The 17,618-nt window shown below is 71.6% G+C and carries 20 protein-coding genes and 1 pseudogene; 13 read left to right on the top strand and 8 right to left on the bottom strand.

Features of this window, described 5'->3' with window-relative positions; all coding sequences use genetic code 11:
• Positions 1 to 20: 20 nt before the first annotated feature.
• The gene (locus G3I60_RS01135; protein WP_138351503.1) at positions 21 to 983 is read right to left on the bottom strand and encodes a helix-turn-helix domain-containing protein; all 963 of its coding nucleotides are present in this window, start codon (positions 981 to 983) and stop codon (positions 21 to 23) included.
• 206 nt (positions 984 to 1,189) lie between these two features.
• On the opposite strand from G3I60_RS01135, the gene G3I60_RS01130 reads away from it, so the two are divergent.
• Positions 1,190 to 1,762 (top strand): ATP-binding protein, encoded by a 573-nt coding sequence (locus G3I60_RS01130; RefSeq protein ID WP_164292601.1) that lies wholly within the window; start codon positions 1,190 to 1,192, stop codon positions 1,760 to 1,762.
• Here G3I60_RS01130 and G3I60_RS01125 read toward each other — a convergent pair.
• Positions 1,673 to 2,623, bottom strand: a complete 951-nt coding sequence (locus G3I60_RS01125; protein ID WP_164292602.1) for a GlxA family transcriptional regulator — start codon at positions 2,621 to 2,623, stop codon at positions 1,673 to 1,675. The genes G3I60_RS01130 and G3I60_RS01125 overlap by 90 nt on opposite strands.
• 212 nt (positions 2,624 to 2,835) lie before the next feature.
• On the opposite strand from G3I60_RS01125, the pseudogene G3I60_RS01120 reads away from it, so the two are divergent.
• The 5 genes and pseudogenes from G3I60_RS01120 to G3I60_RS01100 form a co-directional block, all read left to right on the top strand.
• A pseudogene (locus G3I60_RS01120) lies at positions 2,836 to 3,252 on the top strand (DJ-1/PfpI family protein); the annotation flags it as partial.
• The gene (locus G3I60_RS01115) at positions 3,249 to 3,587 is read left to right on the top strand and encodes a hypothetical protein (RefSeq protein WP_164292603.1); all 339 of its coding nucleotides are present in this window, start codon (positions 3,249 to 3,251) and stop codon (positions 3,585 to 3,587) included. The pseudogene G3I60_RS01120 and the gene G3I60_RS01115, both read left to right, overlap by 4 nt.
• Complete coding sequence (locus G3I60_RS01110; RefSeq protein WP_138351499.1) at positions 3,584 to 4,051, top strand: DUF2269 family protein; 468 nt, start codon at positions 3,584 to 3,586, stop codon at positions 4,049 to 4,051. The genes G3I60_RS01115 and G3I60_RS01110 overlap by 4 nt, the downstream gene beginning before the upstream one ends.
• Before the next feature lie 2 nt (positions 4,052 to 4,053).
• Complete coding sequence (locus G3I60_RS01105) at positions 4,054 to 4,365, top strand: DUF3817 domain-containing protein (RefSeq protein ID WP_164292604.1); 312 nt, start codon at positions 4,054 to 4,056, stop codon at positions 4,363 to 4,365.
• 84 nt (positions 4,366 to 4,449) lie between these two features.
• Complete coding sequence (locus tag G3I60_RS01100; RefSeq protein ID WP_164292605.1) at positions 4,450 to 5,418, top strand: pyridoxamine 5'-phosphate oxidase family protein; 969 nt, start codon at positions 4,450 to 4,452, stop codon at positions 5,416 to 5,418.
• On the opposite strand, the gene G3I60_RS01095 is transcribed toward G3I60_RS01100, so the two are convergent.
• Positions 5,408 to 5,809 carry a hypothetical protein gene (locus G3I60_RS01095; protein ID WP_164292606.1) on the bottom strand — a complete coding sequence of 134 codons (402 nt, stop codon included), beginning with the start codon at positions 5,807 to 5,809 and terminating at the stop codon, positions 5,408 to 5,410. The two genes, G3I60_RS01100 and G3I60_RS01095, sit on opposite strands and share 11 nt — an antisense overlap.
• A 10-nt stretch (positions 5,810 to 5,819) precedes the next feature.
• On the opposite strand from G3I60_RS01095, the gene G3I60_RS01090 reads away from it, so the two are divergent.
• Positions 5,820 to 6,599 (top strand): hypothetical protein, encoded by a 780-nt coding sequence (locus G3I60_RS01090; RefSeq protein WP_343240782.1) that lies wholly within the window; start codon positions 5,820 to 5,822, stop codon positions 6,597 to 6,599.
• Here the strand turns inward: G3I60_RS01090 and G3I60_RS01085 are convergent.
• Both G3I60_RS01085 and G3I60_RS01080 read right to left on the bottom strand, forming a co-directional pair.
• Positions 6,594 to 7,154 (bottom strand): DoxX family protein, encoded by a 561-nt coding sequence (locus G3I60_RS01085; protein WP_164292607.1) that lies wholly within the window; start codon positions 7,152 to 7,154, stop codon positions 6,594 to 6,596. The two genes, G3I60_RS01090 and G3I60_RS01085, sit on opposite strands and share 6 nt — an antisense overlap.
• A 106-nt stretch (positions 7,155 to 7,260) precedes the next feature.
• Positions 7,261 to 7,845, bottom strand: a complete 585-nt coding sequence (locus tag G3I60_RS01080; protein WP_138351494.1) for a helix-turn-helix domain-containing protein — start codon at positions 7,843 to 7,845, stop codon at positions 7,261 to 7,263.
• Between the two features lie 78 nt (positions 7,846 to 7,923).
• Between G3I60_RS01080 and G3I60_RS01075 the strand changes: the two genes are divergently transcribed.
• Both G3I60_RS01075 and G3I60_RS01070 read left to right on the top strand, forming a co-directional pair.
• Entirely contained in the window at positions 7,924 to 8,850 is a 927-nt protein-coding gene (locus G3I60_RS01075; RefSeq protein WP_164292608.1) for a trans-aconitate 2-methyltransferase, read from the top strand.
• A gap of 65 nt (positions 8,851 to 8,915) precedes the next feature.
• The gene (locus G3I60_RS01070; protein ID WP_343240783.1) at positions 8,916 to 10,376 is read left to right on the top strand and encodes an MFS transporter; all 1,461 of its coding nucleotides are present in this window, start codon (positions 8,916 to 8,918) and stop codon (positions 10,374 to 10,376) included.
• Here the strand turns inward: G3I60_RS01070 and G3I60_RS01065 are convergent.
• A complete protein-coding gene (locus G3I60_RS01065) occupies positions 10,369 to 11,262 on the bottom strand; it encodes a UbiA family prenyltransferase (protein WP_164292609.1) in 894 nt (297 codons plus the stop codon). The genes G3I60_RS01070 and G3I60_RS01065 overlap by 8 nt on opposite strands.
• 116 nt (positions 11,263 to 11,378) lie before the next feature.
• Here G3I60_RS01065 and G3I60_RS01060 point away from each other — a divergent pair, with 116 nt between their 5' ends.
• From G3I60_RS01060 to G3I60_RS01050, 3 genes are read left to right on the top strand one after another with little or no spacing between them, the layout of a single operon-like run.
• A complete protein-coding gene (locus G3I60_RS01060; protein ID WP_164292610.1) occupies positions 11,379 to 12,458 on the top strand; it encodes a type III polyketide synthase in 1,080 nt (359 codons plus the stop codon).
• Positions 12,459 to 12,471: 13 nt separating this feature from the next.
• The gene (locus G3I60_RS01055; RefSeq protein ID WP_138351490.1) at positions 12,472 to 13,038 is read left to right on the top strand and encodes an isoprenylcysteine carboxyl methyltransferase family protein; all 567 of its coding nucleotides are present in this window, start codon (positions 12,472 to 12,474) and stop codon (positions 13,036 to 13,038) included.
• Positions 13,035 to 14,048, top strand: a complete 1,014-nt coding sequence (locus G3I60_RS01050; protein ID WP_164292611.1) for an NAD(P)/FAD-dependent oxidoreductase — start codon at positions 13,035 to 13,037, stop codon at positions 14,046 to 14,048. The genes G3I60_RS01055 and G3I60_RS01050 overlap by 4 nt, the downstream gene beginning before the upstream one ends.
• Before the next feature lie 36 nt (positions 14,049 to 14,084).
• Here G3I60_RS01050 and G3I60_RS01045 read toward each other — a convergent pair whose 3' ends face one another.
• Positions 14,085 to 15,578, bottom strand: a complete 1,494-nt coding sequence (locus G3I60_RS01045) for a hypothetical protein (RefSeq protein WP_164292612.1) — start codon at positions 15,576 to 15,578, stop codon at positions 14,085 to 14,087.
• A gap of 8 nt (positions 15,579 to 15,586) precedes the next feature.
• A complete protein-coding gene (locus G3I60_RS44425) occupies positions 15,587 to 15,853 on the bottom strand; it encodes a hypothetical protein (protein WP_203671833.1) in 267 nt (88 codons plus the stop codon).
• 357 nt (positions 15,854 to 16,210) lie between these two features.
• Between G3I60_RS44425 and lpdA the strand changes: the two genes are divergently transcribed.
• The gene (gene lpdA, locus G3I60_RS01035) at positions 16,211 to 17,617 is read left to right on the top strand and encodes a dihydrolipoyl dehydrogenase (protein ID WP_138351487.1); all 1,407 of its coding nucleotides are present in this window, start codon (positions 16,211 to 16,213) and stop codon (positions 17,615 to 17,617) included.
• Position 17,618: the final 1 nt, after the last annotated feature.

Genomic DNA, 17,618 nt, shown 5'->3' with positions numbered 1-17,618 from the left:
GGCGGCCGGCCCCGTGCCGGCTACAACCAGCCGCGCTTGGCCGCCTGCAGGCCGGCCTGGAAGCGGGTCTTCGCGTCCAGTGCGTCCATCAGGTGGGCCACGCGGCGGGTCATCGTCCGCTGGGTGATGCCGAGCGCGCGGGTGATCGTGGCGTCCTTCATGCCGGCCGCCAGCATGGACAGCAGCTCGTGGTCCGCGGGAGCCAGTCCCCCTGCCGCGCCCTTCTTGTCGACCGCCAGCGGGGTCGCCCGTTCCCACAGCAGGTCGAAACAGGTGACCAGGGCCGTCAGGAGCGGAGAGGGGTGGACGAACAGGGCCGCCATCGACTCGGTCGCCTCGAAGTTCAGCGGGATCATCGCGGCGCGCCGGTCCGCGATGAGCATCTTCATCCGCACCGCCGGCAGGCTCCGGGCCTGCTCACCCGCGTCGATGCAGTCCTGGACGAAGTGCATGCGCCCTTCGAGCGACACCGAGTCGTAGATCACCCGGCAGCTGATCCCGCGCCGCAGCAGCTGGAATTCGATCGGGTTGAACGTCGGGCTGCTGAAGTACGGAGGGCAGTCGATGACCTGCATCTCCTCCGCCGAGCCGAGCTGCATCTGCTCGACACGGTTCAGCTGCGCCTCACGGCCCTCCACCAGTTCGACCAGCTCGCTGGGGTGGCCCGCGTCGGCGCCCTGGAACCGCAGGGCGAGCGAGCGGACGTGCGCGCGGAGCTCTTCCAGTTCCTGCTGCCGACGGGAAGCGAGTGAGCCGACGGCCGCTTCGGGAGGTGACGCGACGTAGCGCACGGGTGAGCCCGTCAGCCGGGTGATCAGGCCGGCGTCCGCCAGGCGGCCCAGGGCCGGACGGATGCGGGCCGCGGTCGAGCCGTCCAGTACGGCCAGCTGTGCGGCGGTGCTGCGGGGTGCGGAGAGAAGATGCAGGTAGAGGGCGCTTTCGACCTCGCCGAGCCCCACGGGCGCCAGGAAACCGTCGGACACCGGACCCCCAAATGGGTGCGTCTACTTATGGTCAATGTCTACTATCCGGCATTCCCCTCAGGAAGAGGTCGGTTTACGGTGGGTTTCAGCCAGTCCGTTCGAACCACTGGACCGGCCTCCCCAGCGGCAACATTCCGAAACGGCCCCGCTCGGCCTACGGACACGTCACCCGGGTTCGATGCCGCCCCACCGGAAGGATCCGCGCTGTGCCGGTCTCCATCCAGTCCCAGCTCCGCCAACGCATCTTCACCGTGCCCACCGTCGCGCTGTCGGTGCCCACCGCCCGGCGCCGCGCCCGGGCGCACTTCGCAGCGTGGGATCTGGACGTGGAGCACCCGGTGGTGGAGACGGCCCTGTTCATCCTGACCGAACTGCTCACCAACAGCGTTCAGCACACCGCGCACCGGTCGCCGACCGCCGACATCATCCTGGCGCTGGGCCCGCGCAGTCTCATCGTCGCCGTGCACGACCGCCATCCCCACTGCCCCCGCCCGACTCCCGAACCACATGCCGACGGAAGCGGCGGCTGGGGACTGCGGCTGGTGGCGGAGCTCGCCGCCGAGGCTCTGGGCAGTACCCACACGCACACCGACGCCGACGAGCAGGGGAAGACGCTCCTCGTCCGGCTGCCCCGCCCCGACCGGACCCTGCCGTGCACCCGTGACGTCCGCGTCGACGTTGCCGTCGGTTCAGGCGGCGGAACGGCGGAACGAGGACCGGTAGCCGTACGGAGTCACGCCGACGACCCGTTTGAATCGCTCGCGGAACGCGGTCGGTGACCCGAAACCCGCTTGCGTCGCGATCCGTTCCACCGCGTAGTCGGTGGTCTCCAGCAGGAACTGTGCCCGGCGCACGCGTGCTCGCAGCAGCCACTGCAGCGGTGTGGTGCCGGTCTGCTCCCGGAACCGCCGGCTGAAGGTCCGCTCACTCATACCACCGCATGCCGCCATGGCTTCCAGGGTGATGTCCTGTCCGAGGTTGTCCTCGATCCAGGAGAGCACCGGTTCCAGGAGCGATCCCCGCGGTACGGGTGGCTGCTCATGGACGATGAACTGGGCCTGACCGCCTTCCCGTTCCAGCGGCACGACCGCCAGCCGGGCGGCGTCGGCCGCCACGGCGGAACCCAGGTCCCGGCGGATCATGTACAGGCACAGGTCCAGGCCGGCCGCCGCTCCGGCGGAGGTGAGGAGCCGGCCGTTGTCGACGTACAGGACATCGGGCTGCACGTCGACGAGAGGAAACAGCTCGGCGAACCGGTCCGCCGCCACCCAGTGGGTCGTCGCGCGCAGTCCGTCCAGCAGGCCTGTCGCCGCGAGGATGAAAGCGCCGCTGCAGATCGAGGCGATGCGGGTGCCCGCAGCGGCCGCGGCGCGCAGGGCGTCGAGAACCTCGGGCCCCGGCGGCGGGGCGCCTTCCGAGCAGCCCGGGACGACGATCGTGTCCGCGTCCGCCAGCGCCTCCAGACCCCAGGGAACGCGCAGGGTGAACGTCTCGCTGGCCACCTCCGGCGTGGCGCCGCAGACCCGCACGCGGTACGGGCGGCGCCCGTCGGGAAGGCGGGTACGCCCGAACACCTCGATGGGCGTCGCCATGTCGAACGGCACCACCTGATCCAGGACAAGGACTGCGACCGTATGCATGCAGTACACGATAGATGAGTTCTCGCCACAGGATTCAAGCAGTGGTCAAGCTCTTCTGCCGTGGGATTGAGCATGTCAGGAGCGTGGCGAGAACCCGTTGGCATTTGTCGTTCCAGCCCATGGGAAGCCTCCGGCGGTCCGCCTAGCGTGTGGTGCGGCACCGCTGAGAAGGACGAAGGAGAGACCGCCCGTGCTTGCCCAGATCGTGTTGTTCGCTGCAGACCGGCCTGCCCGGTCCGATGAAGGAGGCACTGCGTCGCGGGGACACCATCGTCGCGACGGTCTGCGGCGGTTCGCTGATCCTGGCCCTGGCCGGCCTGATCGAAGGCCGTCACGCGACCACCCACCATCTGGGCCTCGAACTGCTGGAGGCCACCGGAACCCGGCCCGTACAGGCCCGGGTCGTCGACGACGGAGACCTCGTCACCGGGGCCGGCGTCACGTCCGGTCTCGATCTCGCCCTGTACCTCCTCGAGCGCGAGATCGACCCGCGCGTCGCCCACAGCGTGGAACGGCTCTTCGCCCACGAGCGACGCGGCGTCGTCTGGTCCACCCGCGGACAGGCCCCCGCTCTCGCCCTCCGAACCACCCTTTCCCACTCCGCGACCGAAAGTGCATCTGCAACGTGACTGCCGAAGGCATCCGGAATCCGACGATCGACACCCCACTGAGGAAACAACATGTCAGGGCGGAACGGTTCCTGCGGCCGGACGGGTCCTGGCACGGAACGGCCCGCGACCGGCGATCCGGCGAAGAGGTACCACTGACCGACATCGCCGTCTACGGCGGCAGGTTGCCGTGGAAGCAATCCATCACCAAGCCCTTGCGGCTCCACCTCGTGTACGCCCTTGTCGTCGACGGCGACCGGCTCACCGGCAAAGCCAAGGCAGGACGTCTGCCCGCCGCCACGGTGACCGGTGAGCGGGCGGACGCAGCAGAGCCGGAGCCCGGCGTCCTGTCATGACGAAATTCCTCCTCGCCGTCCACGTCCTGGTCGCCATCGTCGCGATCGGTCCGGTGACCGTCGCCGCCAGCATGCTGCCCGCCGCGGCTCGCCGTGCCCAGGCGGCGGGCCCGGACGCGCCGTCCATCGCCACGGTCCGGCTCCTGCACCGCATCTGCCGCGTGTACGCCGCGATCGCGCTGGCGGTCCCGGTCTTCGGGTTCGCCACCGCCAGCAGCATGGGTGTCCTCGGTGACACCTGGCTCATCGTCTCCATCGTGCTCACCGCGGTGGCCGCCGGCGTCCTGGCGCTCCTGGTGCTGCCGCGCCAGGACGCCCTGCTGACCCAGCTCGACGAGGGGTCGCCACCCGTCGACCGCAGCGCGACAGCGCGGTTGGCGATGTTCACCGGGATCTTCAACCTGCTGTGGGCCGCGGTGACCGTCCTGATGATCGTCCGCCCCGGTTCCACCACAGGAGCATGACCATGAACCGCACCCGGCAGCCGCTGCGCGTCTCCGCCGCCGTCGAACTGGCCTCCCTCGTGATCCTGTTGGCCAATCTGTTCACCGCGCACCTGCCCGCGATCTCGTCGCCGGCCGGCCCTGTCCACGGCTGCGCCTATCTGTTCACCATCGTCGCCGGCGCCCGTGACCCGGACAGAACCCCGCGCACCACGGCCCTGACACTGATCCCCGGTATCGGCGGCCTCCTCGCCCTGCGCCGGCTGGGCAGCCGGCCCACGCGCCCGACCCCCTCCGAGCTAACGGATACAAGACCATCCAGCCATTTGCCATGAGCGGGCATCCGTGGCATTGTATTAATGGATGGAGCTTATTCTATCCATTAGTACCGGTGAGTGCTCCCACGGAAGGCGTTCACGATGTCCCAGCTCCCGCAGACCGGCGCAGCCGCCAGGACAGCTCCCACGACCGCCCCCACCGGATTCCACGACGGAGAACTCGCGGTCCAGCGCCGCGCCGGATCGCTCGGCGCGGCCGCCCGGCTGTCGGGCATGCTCGCGCCACCGGACCTCACCGGGGGCGCGAGCCGCTTCCTGGAAGCGCGTGACCTGGTCGTCCTCACCGCCCGGGACCACGACGGAACGCTGTGGACCTCACCCCTGCGCGGCGCCCCGGGCTTTCTCGACGGCCACGACACGACCCTGCGGGTCCACGCGCTGCCCTCGCCGGGCGATCCGCTGGCCGCACCGGGGCCGGCACCCGCGCAGCCGGTCGGCCTCGTCGCGATCGACTTCGCGACCCGTCGCAGGCTGCGCGTCAACGGCACCCTGGACGCCCTCGACGACACCGGCTTCACCGTGTCGGTCGACCAGGCGTACGGCAACTGCCCGCAGTACATCCAGCAGCGCCGTCTCCGCCCTGGATCCGGAGCGGGCTCCGGGGCGGGGACGGGCACGGACGGACGCCACACGACCCTGGACGCCGACGACCTGCGGTTGATCGAACGGGCCGACACGTTCTTCCTGGGCACCACCCATCCGACCCGCGGTGCGGACGCCTCCCACCGCGGTGGCTCGCCCGGCTTCGTCCGTGTCCGGCCCGACGGCCTGTGGTGGCCGGACTACCCGGGCAACAACATGTTCAACAGCCTGGGCAACCTCGCCGTCGACGACACCGCCGCCCTGCTGTTCGTGGACTTCGCCACCGGCGCCACCCTTCACCTCTCCGGCTCGGCCGAGGTCCGGTGGGCGGAGCCGGGCGCTCCCGGCGACGACGGCGGGACCGGACGCCGGGTGCAGTTCACCCCGCACCACATCGTGACCGGCGAAGCCCCGCTGCGGGCCGACGCCTTCAGCGCCTATCCGCGCAATCCGCGGCTCACCGCCTGACCTGCGCCGTGGCAACCCGCTGCTGAGCCTCCTCGGGCGGATACTGGTCGCGCCCTGACGCCGCCTCGTCCGAGGAGCCGCAAATGGCCACGCCTCCCGCCCGCCCCGCCGCCGGTCCTGTCGGACGCCGGTCGCTGTTGTGGGGCGCGTCGTCCGTACTGGTGTGGGCGACGGGGTGTTCGAACGGCACGACGGCGCCGTCGTCCACCGGCACCTCGCGCAGCTCCGGGCCGCAGACACCGTCCACCACAGCTGCACCGTCCACATCGACCACCTCGACCACCTCGACCACCTCGACCGCCGCACCCGCGTCGTCCGTACGTCCCAGCGCGACGCTTCCCGTAGCCGCGCCCTGGCGGCCGGGTCCGGGCGAGATCGAACCCGCGGCCAAACGGAGTGCCGTGGCGCTGATCGAGGCGCTCGGATCGTGGCGGGCCGGGCAGGCCGGGGAGCGCCGGGCCGCGGCGCGGGCCGCCGCGCTCGGCATTCCCGCCGCGCTCGCGGGCCAACTCGCGTCGCAGGCCGGCAGTCTGCTGGGATCGGGGGACGAAGCGAGTCTGCAGGTGATCGACGCGCAGTACGGCGGCCTCCTGGCCGACACCGCGAGCGTCCTGGTGGTGTGCCGCCAGTGGAGCAGGAACGGCACCGGAGCCGTCATCAACGGCGGCACCACGGTGGACGTACGGCTGAGCCGGACGGGCTCCGGCTGGAGCGTCACCGCGCTGCACCCGGCGGTCGCCGAGCCTGCCGCCACGTCACCGAGCGCGGCGACACGCGCGGTGCTGGCCCGCTCGACCATCGAACTGCCGCCCGCGTCGGCCGCCGACATCCGCAGCGGCACCGTGCACGACAGCGTGCTCCAGGCGATGCTGCGGCTGGCCGACACCTACCGGATGTCGGTGAGCGTGGTGCGGTCCGGCCATCCGCTGGACGTGTTCGGCACCAGCCGTCCCAGTGACCATCCGGTCGGCAGGGCCTTCGACGTCTGGCGCATCGACGGCCACCCGGTGGTCGACCCGGCCACCCCACGCGCACTGATCACCGCGTTCATGCGGGCCGCCGCGGCGGCGGGCTCGTACAACGTCGGCGGCCCCGTGCTGCTGTCGGGAGGTGTGACGTCAAGTCAGTTCTTCTCCGACGACACGCATCACGACCATGTGCACATCGGCTTCTCGTCATGACGTTTCACCGTCGTCCTGTGCGAAGTCGTCCTCCTCGTCGTCGCCCTCGTCCGCCTGCGCGTTGGCCCGCTTCGTGACGACGGCGGCGGCCATCAGCGCACTGCCGACGAAGGCCACCGCGACCACCCACGGCCGGTCGAAACGGTGGCCGGTGGCGTGGTCCAGGGCGTAGCGGCCCGCCCCCGCGATACCTACCGTGGCGGCGGTGAACCCGAGGAACGCGGGGTATTCGAAGCCGCCGCCCTGGGCGAAGAATCCGGCCGGCGCGTGGACCGCCACGGCACCCGCCATGGCACCCGCCGCTGCCGCCCCGGCGGCGGGGGTGCCCAGGCCCAGTGCGAGCAGCGCTCCACCGCCCGCCTCACCGAGACCGGCGGCGAGCGCGCTCTCCCGGCCGGGCGTGAACCCCATGTGCTCCATCGCGGCCGCGGTCCCGTCCAGGCCCCCTCCGCCGAACCAGCCGAACAGCTTCTGCGTCCCGTGGGCCATCAGCACCGCCCCGGTGCCGACCCGGAGGGTGAGCAGACCGAGGTCCCGTCGGTTGATGCACGTCATCGCTGTCTCCAGGTGGGTGGCTGCGCTCGAACGGCTACGGACATACGTCTCCACTGTCCGTGTCACGAGCCGCGTCCGCCCCCGGCCATGGGCCATCCGGGCCCCGTCATGCACTGGGCTTGGCGCGGACGTGCATACGCTCCCCCTGCCTCCCGAAGAGGCTGAGGATCTCCACGGGCCGCCCGTCCGCGCTGCCGAACCAGTGGGGCAGCCGGGTGTCCCACTCGGCGACCTCGCCGGGGCCGAGGACCAGATCGTGCTCGGCGAGGACGAGCCGTAGCCGGCCGTCCAGCACATACAGCCACTCATAGCCCTCGTGCGTACGGAGAACCGGCTCGGCACCCCGGTCGGGGATGACCATCTTGTACGCCTGAAGGCGGCCCGGACTCCGGGACAGGGCTACGGACGTACCGCCGTTGGGCAAGGCACGGGGGGTCAACCGCACCCGGGGATCCCCCACTTCAGGGGCGCCGACCAGCTCGTCCAGAGCCACGTGGTAGGCGCCGGCGAGCGGCAGCAGCAGTTCCAGGCTGGGGCGGCGCTGTCCGGACTCCAGCCGGGAAAGGGTGCTCTTGGAGATGCCGGTCGCCTCGGCGAGCGCGGCCAGGGTCAGGCCGTGCTCGGCGCGCAGCCGTCTGAGCCGGGGGGCGACCTCGTCGAGGACCGCTTGGTGGGGCGGCGGGGTGTCCATGCGGGCATTCCATCCCGCTGTCCCGGAATTGGCAACAAAAGTTGCCGCTGCGTTCCCGGCAGGTGCACGCTCCTCGCCATGAACCCACACAGCGCCTCCGGCCACACACACGCCCACGGGCACCACCACACCGACATCGGCTGGGAGGTCATGGCCGCCCAGCTGGAGACCAGCGGCGAGTTGCAGCTCCCGGTCCTCCGGCGGATCGCGGCCGTTCTGAGCGAGCGGCTCGGGCCGGAGAAGGAGGTCCGGCGCGTCCTCGACATCGGCAGCGGACCGGGCGTGATGACCTGTGTGCTCGCCGAGACCTTCGCGAACGCCGAGGTGGTCGCCGTGGACGGCACACCCGGGCTGCTGGACCGTGCCCTGGCCCGTGCCGGGCGGCTCGGCCTCGGCGGCCGGGTGGCCGTCCGGCACGCGGAGCTTCCCGAAGGTCTGGACGGTGGTGACGAGCACGGGGAGGGCGGACTCGGCACCGCGGACGTGATCTGGAGCAGCAAGGCCGTGCACCACCTCGGCGATCAGCAGGGCGCGCTGGACGCGCTTGCCGGGCTGCTGCGGCCCGGCGGGCTGCTCGCCGTGGCGGAGGGCGGCCTGCCGGCGCGTTTCCTCCCGCGCGACATCGGCATCGGCCGGCCGGGTCTCCAGGCCCGGCTCGACGCCGCCCAGGAGCAGTGGTTCGAGACGATGCGGGCCGAGTTGCCCGGCAGCATCTCCGTGGCCGAGGACTGGCCCGCGATGCTCGGCCGCGCCGGGCTCGTCCGCACCGGCGGTTTCACGTCGCTGCTCGACCTGCCGGCACCGCTCGGTGAGGCGGCCCGCACCTTCCTGCACACGCATCTGAACCGGCTGCGGGAATCGATGAGTGACCACCTGGACGCGGACGACCGCTCGACGCTCGACGTGCTGATCGATCCCCAGGCACCGGAAGGCATCCTGCGCCGGCCGGGCGCCTTCCTGCTCTCCGCCACCACAGTCTTCACGGGCGTGCGCCCTGCTGCCTGACCTTGCCGGGCCTACCGAGTGCGCGAGTTCGCGAGTTCACGAGTCACCAGGAGACGGAGTTCACCGTGAAAATCATCAGTGCGGGACCAGACGCGACAGCGGCCGGGCATACGGTGCCGACGCCTTCGGTCAGGTGGGCGCTCGCCGGGCTCTCGCTGTCCATGTTGCTGTCCTCGCTCGGCACCAGCGTCGCCAATGTCGCCCTGCCGACACTGGCCCAGGCATTCACCGCCTCGTTCCAGCAGGTCCAGTGGATCGTCCTCGCGTATCTGCTGGCCATCACCACCGTGATCGTCAGCGTCGGGCGGCTCGGTGACCTCATCGGCCGCCGACGGCTGCTGCTGGGCGGAATCCTCCTGTTCACGGCGGCCTCGGTGCTGTGCGGTCTCGCGCCCACGCTCTGGTCGCTGATCGCCGCCCGGGCGGCGCAGGGGCTCGGAGCGGCCATCATGATGGCGCTCACCATGGCGTTCGTCGGTGAGACGGTGCCGAAAGCACGAACCGGCAGCGCCATGGGGCTGCTCGGAACGATGTCCGCGGTCGGCACCGCCCTCGGTCCGTCGCTGGGCGGCGCTCTGATCGCGGGACCCGGCTGGCGGGCGATCTTCCTTGTCAACGCACCGCTGGGCATCCTGGCTCTCTTCCTCGCGCACCGTCATCTGCCCGTCGACCGGCAGAGACCCAGGACCGACCGGGCGGCCTTCGACCGGGTGGGAACGCTGCTGCTCGCGCTGACCCTCGCGGCCTATGCGCTCGCCATGACCATGGGGCGCGGAAGTTTCGGTTCGCTCAACGTGGCTCTGCTGGTGGCTGCCGCCATCGGTGTCGGTCTCTTCGTCCGCGCGGAGACCATGGCGGCATCACCTCTGATCCGCTTGGCGATGTTCCGCGATCCCGCGCTGAGCGCGAGCCTCGCCATGAGTGCGCTCGTCTCGACGGTCATGATGGCCACGCTGGTGGTCGGGCCGTTCTATCTCGCCCGTGCGCTCGGGCTCCATGAGGCGCTGGTCGGACTGGTGCTGTCCGTCGGTCCGCTGGTCGCCGCGCTCACCGGAGTACCCGCCGGCCGGATCGCGGACCGTTTCGGCGCCCACCGTATGACCGTCCTCGGACTCGTCGCCATGACGGCCGGCTCGTTGATCCTGTCCCTCACACCGGCGGGCCTCGGCATCGCCGGCTACCTCGTCCCCATCGTCGTCATCACCGCCGGCTACGCGGTGTTCCAGACGGCCAACAACACCGCCGTCATGACAGATGTCCCGCCGGACCGGCGGGGCATCATCTCCGGCATGCTCAATCTCTCGCGCAATCTCGGTCTCATCACCGGCGCCTCCGTCATGGGCGCCGTGTTCGCCCTCGCGGCGGCGACGAACGACATCACCACAGCGGCCCCCGACGCCGTTGCCACCGGTATGCGGATCACGTTCGCGGTGGCGGCGGCCCTGATCGCCGGCGCACTCGTCATCGCAGTGGGAGGCCGCGCGCTCACCCGGCGGATCTCCCCCGCGGAGGACCCGGTCAGATGATCGCCGCACCGCGGCCCACGAGCAGGGCCACGTCCAGCGCCGCCACCACGACGGCCGCGGCGAAGGCCGCCCGCTCCCACTGACGGCCCACCACCGATCCGGCAACGGCGACGAGTACGGCGGCGAGAAGTGCCGCCGCGCTCCGGGCGCCGGGTGGACCGGGGGGTCCGAGGACCAGCAGCGCGGTCGCGGCCACCAACGGCAGCGGGAGCAACAGGCGGGTGGCGGAGGTGCCCAGTCGCTGCGGCCACCCCCGGACGCCGGCCGCGAGGTCGTCGCGGATGTCCGGCAGTACATCGCCCAAGTGGGCGCCCACGCCCAACAGCGCTCCCGCGCAGACGAGCCACCAGGCCGGCCACGGGTGCCCCGGCAGGCTCAGCGCAACGAAGGCCGGCAGGCTCGCGAAGCCCGCCGCGTAGGGCAGCCAGGACCAGGCCGTCGACTTGAGGCGCAGGTCGTACGCCCAGGCCGCGGCGACCCCCGCCAGATGGACGGTCCCCGCGAGCGGACCGCAGGCGAGCGACAGCGGCACGCACAGGGCCAGGGCGCACCACGCGGCCGTCCACACGGTCCTGACGCCGACCGCGCCGGCCGCGATCGGCTTGTCGCGGCGGCCGGCGGCGATGTCCCGGCGCGCGTCGAACGCGTCGTTGCACCAGCCTACCGACAACTGGCCGGTCAGGACGGCCGCGGCGATCAGCGCGGTGCTCACGGCGTTGTGGCCCGCGGCCCGGGCCAGGACGGTCAACAGCACCGTGACAGCCGCCGTCGGCCCGGGGTGGCAGGACCCCGCGAGGGCCCGCGCCCGGAACCACGTCGAGCCGGTGCCCCCTCCGCCCCGACGGGCGGAGGGGGCACCGGCGGTCGGGTGCTCGGGGGTGGCCATGGGGCGATCCTAGGCACCTCCGGCCGTGTCGCAGCGTGTCCTGGCGATCACCGGGTGTTGAATGCCTGTCCCGGGCGAAGTTCCCGAGCAGGCCCCGCCCCCACGTCGGGAGTCCCATGACCCGTATCGCAGCCGTTCACGGCGCCCTGGCGCCCCACCGTCACGAGCAGGCCGAGATCACGGACATAGTGGCGCGCACCTGTCTGCCAGCGAACTCCGACCGCCGGGTGCTGGACCGGCTCCATCAGGGATCCCAGGTCCGTTCGCGCCATATGACGCTGCCGCTCGACCGGTACGCGGAACTCGACGGCTTCGGCGCCGCCAACGACGCCTTCATCGCCGGGGCCACGACGCTGGGCTCCCAGGTGATCCGCGGGGCGCTGCGCACGGCGGGGCTCGCCCCCTCCGACGTCGATCTCCTGATGTTCACCTCGGTCACCGGCATCGCCACCCCGTCGATCGACGCACGGCTCGTCGGACGGCTCGGACTGCGCGAGGACGTCAAGCGCATGCCACTGTTCGGTCTCGGCTGTGTCGGGGGAGCCGCCGGACTGGCCCGGGTGCACGACTACCTGCTCGGGCGGCCGGACCACGTGGCGGTGCTGCTGTCGGTCGAGCTCTGCTCGCTCACCTTCCAGCGCAACGACGACTCCATGGCCAACCTGGTGGCGACGGCCCTGTTCGGCGACGGCGCCGCCGCGGTCGTGGCCTGCGGCGCCGAGCGCGCCGCCGAGCCGTCCGCCGGGGCGCCCGTACCGTCGGGGCCGACGATCGTGGCGACCCGCAGCCGGCTGTACCCCGACACCGAACAGGTCATGGGCTGGAGCATCACCAACTCCGGTTTCAAGGTCGTGCTGGATCCCGCCGTCCCCGACGTGGTGCGCCGCCACCTCGCGGACGACGTCACGGGATTCCTGAGCGAGCACGGGCTGAAACCGAAGGACGTGACCACCTGGGTGTGCCACCCGGGCGGGCCCAGGGTTCTGGAGGCGGTCTCGGAGAGCCTCGAACTACGGGACGGGGCGCTGGACGTGACGTGGCGGCACCTGGCCGCCGTCGGGAACCTCTCCTCGTCGTCGGTCCTGCACGTACTGCGCGATACCTGGGCGGAGAGCCGCCCAGCGGCGGGCGCCCCGGGGCTGCTGTTGGCGATGGGGCCCGGTTTCTGCTGCGAACTGGTGCTGCTGCGCTGGTAGGTCGGAGGACTGCATGATCTGGTACGCACTGTTGGTGGCGGCGGTCGCCGCCGAGCGGATCGCCGAACTCGTCGTCGCCCGGCGCAACGAGCGGTGGAGCATGTCCCGCGGCGCGGTCGTGGCAGGACAGGGTCACTACCCGGCCATGGTCGCCCTGCACACCGCGCTCCTCGCGGGGTGCCTGATCGAGGCGGGGCTCGCCGACCGCCCCTTCGTACCCGCCCTGGGATGGCCGATGCTGGCCGTGGTGGTGGCGGCACAAGGCCTCCGGTGGTGGTGCATCAGCACCCTGGGGCCACGCTGGAACACCCGCGTGATCGTCATTCCCGGGATGCCGTTGGTGACCGGCGGGCCCTACCGGTGGCTCGGCCACCCCAACTACGTCGCCGTCGTCGCCGAAGGCCTGGCCCTTCCCCTGGCGCACACCGCCTGGGTCACCGCCGTCGCCTTCACCGTCCTGAACGCCGCGCTGCTCGCCGTGCGGGTCCGCTGCGAGAACGAGGCCCTGGCCGGGGCCGCCGGACCGCGGCCCGAACCGGCCGGAGTGCCGGGATCCGCCGGCCTGGACGCGACGGCGTGATCGACCTCCTGGTGGCCGGTGGAGGGCCCGCGGGGCTGGCCGCCGCCATGCACGCCGCTCTCGCCGGGATGCGCGCCGTCGTCGTGGAGCCCAGGACCGCTCCCGTGGACAAGGCCTGCGGGGAAGGCGTCATGCCGGGCGGTGTCGCCGCCTTGCGGGCGCTGGGCATCGACGTCGCCGGCCGCGAACTGCGCGGTATCCGCTACCTCGACGCCACCCGCCGGGCCGAGGCCGGTTTCCGTGACGGCACCGGGCTCGGGATCCGCCGCACCACCCTCCACGCGGCACTGCACCAACGCGCCCGGGATCTCGGGGTGGAGATGGTGACCGGCAAGGTGTCCGAGGTGCGCCAGTCGGCGGACCAGGTGGTCGCCGCGGGGATGACAGCACGGTGGCTGATCGCCGCCGATGGACTGCACTCCCCCGTGCGCCGCGGCCTGGGGTTGGCCCTTCCGGATCGCGCGGAGGGACGGTACGGGCTGCGCCGGCACTACCGGGTGGAACCGTGGACGGACTTCGTCGAGGTGCACTGGTCCTCCCACGGCGAGGCCTACGTGACGCCGGTCGCCGACGACCTGGTGGGCGTGGCCGTACTGAGCCGGAGCCGGCGCGGTTACGACGACCAGCTCGCCGCCTTTCCCGCGCTGTCCGCGCGGCTTCGGGGCGCCGCCGCGACCGCGGTGCGCGGCGCCGGGCCGCTGCGCCAGCGGGTACGCCGCCGGGTCGCCGGCCGGGTTCTGCTCGTCGGCGATGCCGCGGGATACACCGATGCGCTCACCGGCGAGGGCATCGCACTGGGTCTGCAGAGCGCCGAGGCCGCGGTGCGGAGTCTGCTCGGCGGACGGCCGGAAGCGTACGAGGCGGCATGGACGCGGCTGACACGGCGCCACCGCCTCCTGACCGGTGCGCTGCTGACGGCCGGCCGCCACCCGCGCACCGCGCGCCTCGTCGTCCCGGCCGCCTCCCGCCTGCCCGCCGTCTTCTCCGCCGCGGTGCACGTGCTGCGGTAGGTCGCTTCGTCGAAGTCCCGTCCGAACGCCCCTGGCTCACAGCTCCAGAGTGATCGTCCGGATCCCGGCCGCGGGTTCCGCGGACTGCACCAGCCGGGCGAACGCGCCGAGCAGCCGCAGCAGTTCCGCGCCGTAGCCCAGAAGGCCGTCGGTCTGGCTCAACCCGTCGACCAGCAGGACGCTCTCGCGCACGCCGTCCGCACCCACGGAGGACCTGAGGACGCACTCCCAGAACCACATCTTGTCCGCGCTGGTCAGCACCACTGTTTCCACATCCGCGACACCCGTGTGGGCGTACCGCAGATACGGCAGCCGGTTCCCGTCCCGGGTGAGGAACGCCGGCCGGCGCATCGAGTAGACCCTGTTGTTCCGGCGGGAGGCTGCCCGCATCCCGTGGGTCCAGGTGCGTTCTCTGACCACCAGCCAGGTCTGGGCCGCTGCCAGGCAGTCCATCAGCGAATCCCCGTGACCGCGGACGCAGAGCGCGACCGGAAGCGAGGTTCCTGATCGCAGTGGGACCACGCCGAGGGGCAGGTCCGGATTCCAGGTGGGCCGGAACACGGCCTGGCGATCGGGATCTGAGCGGTCGACGCCGCAGTCCTCCAGATACCCGACGAGGGTCTGCACCGTCCGCGGGCACACGACGCGGCCGCGGTCCGCGATGCGCCACAACAGACAGACCGTGGCGCGGAAGGTGCGCCGGCGGCCCAGCTCCGACTCCTGCGGGAGTTCGATGACGAGTTCGTCGCTGTCCATGCCGGGCAGGCCGCCGACCAGGCGCAGCCGCGCGGCCGGTCCCGGACGGCCGCCGTCCAGGTCCACCGCGCAGAGGCCCTGGTCCGTGCCCGGCCCGGATTCGACCGGCAGCCCGCACGCGTGCAGCAGCGTCACGAGCGGTTCCCGCTCCGTCGCGGGGACAGGGATGCGGACACCGTCCCGGAACGCGCTCGGCAGCGGCATCACGTAGTCGTCGGCGAACGGTGAGGCGTCGTGGAAGAGCGTCGGCGCCCGCAGGGCTTGCGACTCGACCAGGCCGTCGAGCCGGGGCGGCCCGTCGGTGAGGCGCAGCGGCGGGCCGTCGGAAAGGGTCTGCGCGTGCGCGGAGCGGACCCAGGCGAACAGGTCTGCGTTGACCAGGGCATCCTCCCTGGTCCGGCAGGACGGCACGGCGAGCCGCACGCCGGCCGCCTCCGGGGTGGCCTGGAGCGACCAGTCGCCGGTGAACCCGCCGACCGGGTCGACCGCGCCCAGCACGAACCTGCAGCCGCCCTCGACCCCGCCCTCGACACGGAGCAGGGACCGCAGGCTCTTGCCCGCCACCTCGCCCGTGTTGACCTTGCCGCCCGCCGCGGCCCAGGTGGAGGTGGCGTCCTCGACGTCGATCTGGGTCAGCGTGTGGAGCGCCGCCAGGGTGAGCAGATCGGCCCGGTCGACAGCGGGCCAGTCGGACGGCAGCTTCAGCCAGTTGCCCGTCGGTGCGAGGTCGGCTTCGATGAGTCGCTTGGTGGCCCGCGCGGCGAAGATCCCCATGTCCTCGCCTACCAGTCCTGTGACGGCGACGGCCGGTCGTCCGAGGGTGGATCCGTGGGACGTGGGGCCACGGGCGCCTGTCCTGCGGGGCGGCCCCCGCCCTCCGTCTGCACCGAACGGCCCAGCGCGCTGCCGATCAGATAGAGCAGCGCGGCGACGGGAACCACGAAGACCGCGACCGGGAACGTAAAGGTCCCGGACGTCTGCTGCGCGACGTAGATGCCGTAGCCGAGGAAGAACGCCCCTCCGGCAAAGGACCAGAACCGGTCCGTCATCGATGAGCCCGGTATGAACAACGCGCTGAGGATCAGTAGGACCCCCGAGAGAACCGAGAAAACCTCGTAGGCCCCCCACTGCATGACACGCCCCCTCCCGAGCCCCCCTGGCGCGAACCGCTGTCAGCGAGGCCGGCTGGAGGGCTTGGGGCCAGCGTAGGGTTCAGCGCCGAATGATGTACCACCAATCGGTAAAACCATGGCCAATACGGAGTTAGCGCCTGTCAGCGGGACATCGCGTCCCTGCCCCGGCCTCGAACGGCGGGCGCACGGGGGCCCGGGTGGACCCGTGTGAGAGACGGCACGCTTGCCCGGATGCCCGCTCGGACCGGGTCCCGCGTGTCTAGGGTGTGGATCATGAGTACACACTTTGACGTCGTGGTCCTCGGCGCCGGACCGGGCGGATACACCGCCGCCGTCCGCGCGACCCAGCTCGGACTGCGCGCGGCGGTCATCGAGGAGAAGTACTGGGGCGGGGTGTGCCTGAACGTCGGTTGTATCCCGTCGAAGGCGCTGCTGCGCAACGCCGAACTGGCGCACATCTTCACCCATGAGGCAAAGACCTTCGGCATCAAGGTCGAGGGCAAGGTCAGCTTCGACTACCGGGAGGCGTACCTGCGCAGCCGGAAGGTCGCCGACGGCCGCGTCGCGGGCGTGCACTATCTGATGAAGAAGAACGGCATCACCGAGTACGACGGGCGGGGCACCTTCGTCGACGACCACACGCTGCAGGTGGCGCTGCGGGCGGGTGGGACCGAGACGGTGACGTTCGATCACTGCGTCGTCGCGGCCGGGGCCACGACGCGACTGCTGCCGGGCACCTCGCTGAGCGACCGGGTCGTGACCTACGAGGAGCAGATCCTCACCGACACGCTGCCGGAGAGCATCGTCATCGCCGGGGCCGGCGCGATCGGCGTCGAGTTCGCGTATGTGCTGCACAACTACGGGGTGAAGGTCACGATCGTCGAGTTCCTCGACCGGGTCGTGCCGCTGGAGGACGCCGAGATCTCCGCCGAGCTCGCCAAGCGCTACCGGCGGCTGGGCATCGAGATCCTGACGTCCACCCGTGTCGAGTCCATCGACGACAGCGACCCGGCGGCCAAGGTGCGGGTCACCGTCACCCGCGACGGGCAGCAGCAGATCCTGGAGGCCGACAAGGTCCTGCAGGCGATCGGCTTCGCGCCGCGCGTCACCGGCTACGGCCTGGAGGCCACCGGTGTACGACTGACCGAGCGCGGCGCGATCGACGTGGACGCCCGCGGCCGCACGAACGTGCCGCACATCTTCGCGATCGGCGACGTCACCGCGAAGCTGATGCTGGCGCACGCGGCGGAGTCGATGGCGGTGATCGCGGTCGAGACCATCGCCGGCGCCGAGACCATGGAACTCGACTTCACCATGATTCCGCGGGCCACCTACTGCCAGCCGCAGATCGCCAGCTTCGGCTGGACCGAGGCCCAGGCCCGGGAGAAGGGCTTCGACGTCAACGTGGTGAAGTTCCCCTTCACCGCGAACGGCAAGGCCCACGGTCTCGGCGACCCGGTCGGCTTCGTGAAGGTGATCAGCGACCGGACGCACGGCGAGCTGCTCGGCGCGCACCTGATCGGTCCCGAAGTCACCGAGCTGCTGCCGGAGCTGACCCTGGCGCAGCAGTGGGATCTCACGGTCCACGAGGTGGCGCGCAACGTGCACGCCCACCCGACGCTGGGTGAGGCGGTCAAGGAGGCCATCCACGGCCTGGCAGGGCACATGATCAACTTCTGAT

The organism is Streptomyces sp. SID13666, from assembly GCF_010548325.1.
Lineage (GTDB): Bacteria > Actinomycetota > Actinomycetes > Streptomycetales > Streptomycetaceae > Actinacidiphila > Actinacidiphila fildesensis.
The sequence above is the reverse complement of the archived record's forward strand: the minus strand, read 5'-3'. Positions and strand labels throughout refer to the sequence as shown.

Coding starts and splice junctions, on each gene's coding strand:
- G3I60_RS01075 (WP_164292608.1), top strand. CDS start 7,924: ATGAACCCACACAGCGCCTCCGGCCACACACACGCCCACGGGCACCAC.
- G3I60_RS01080 (WP_138351494.1), bottom strand. CDS start 7,845: ATGGACACCCCGCCGCCCCACCAAGCGGTCCTCGACGAGGTCGCCCCC.
- G3I60_RS01100 (WP_164292605.1), top strand. CDS start 4,450: ATGTCCCAGCTCCCGCAGACCGGCGCAGCCGCCAGGACAGCTCCCACG.
- G3I60_RS01055 (WP_138351490.1), top strand. CDS start 12,472: ATGATCTGGTACGCACTGTTGGTGGCGGCGGTCGCCGCCGAGCGGATC.
- G3I60_RS01110 (WP_138351499.1), top strand. CDS start 3,584: ATGACGAAATTCCTCCTCGCCGTCCACGTCCTGGTCGCCATCGTCGCG.
- lpdA (WP_138351487.1), top strand. CDS start 16,211: ATGAGTACACACTTTGACGTCGTGGTCCTCGGCGCCGGACCGGGCGGA.
- G3I60_RS01105 (WP_164292604.1), top strand. CDS start 4,054: ATGAACCGCACCCGGCAGCCGCTGCGCGTCTCCGCCGCCGTCGAACTG.
- G3I60_RS01125 (WP_164292602.1), bottom strand. CDS start 2,623: ATGCATACGGTCGCAGTCCTTGTCCTGGATCAGGTGGTGCCGTTCGAC.
- G3I60_RS44425 (WP_203671833.1), bottom strand. CDS start 15,853: ATGACGGACCGGTTCTGGTCCTTTGCCGGAGGGGCGTTCTTCCTCGGC.
- G3I60_RS01065 (WP_164292609.1), bottom strand. CDS start 11,262: ATGGCCACCCCCGAGCACCCGACCGCCGGTGCCCCCTCCGCCCGTCGG.
- G3I60_RS01045 (WP_164292612.1), bottom strand. CDS start 15,578: ATGGGGATCTTCGCCGCGCGGGCCACCAAGCGACTCATCGAAGCCGAC.
- G3I60_RS01085 (WP_164292607.1), bottom strand. CDS start 7,154: ATGACGTGCATCAACCGACGGGACCTCGGTCTGCTCACCCTCCGGGTC.
- G3I60_RS01060 (WP_164292610.1), top strand. CDS start 11,379: ATGACCCGTATCGCAGCCGTTCACGGCGCCCTGGCGCCCCACCGTCAC.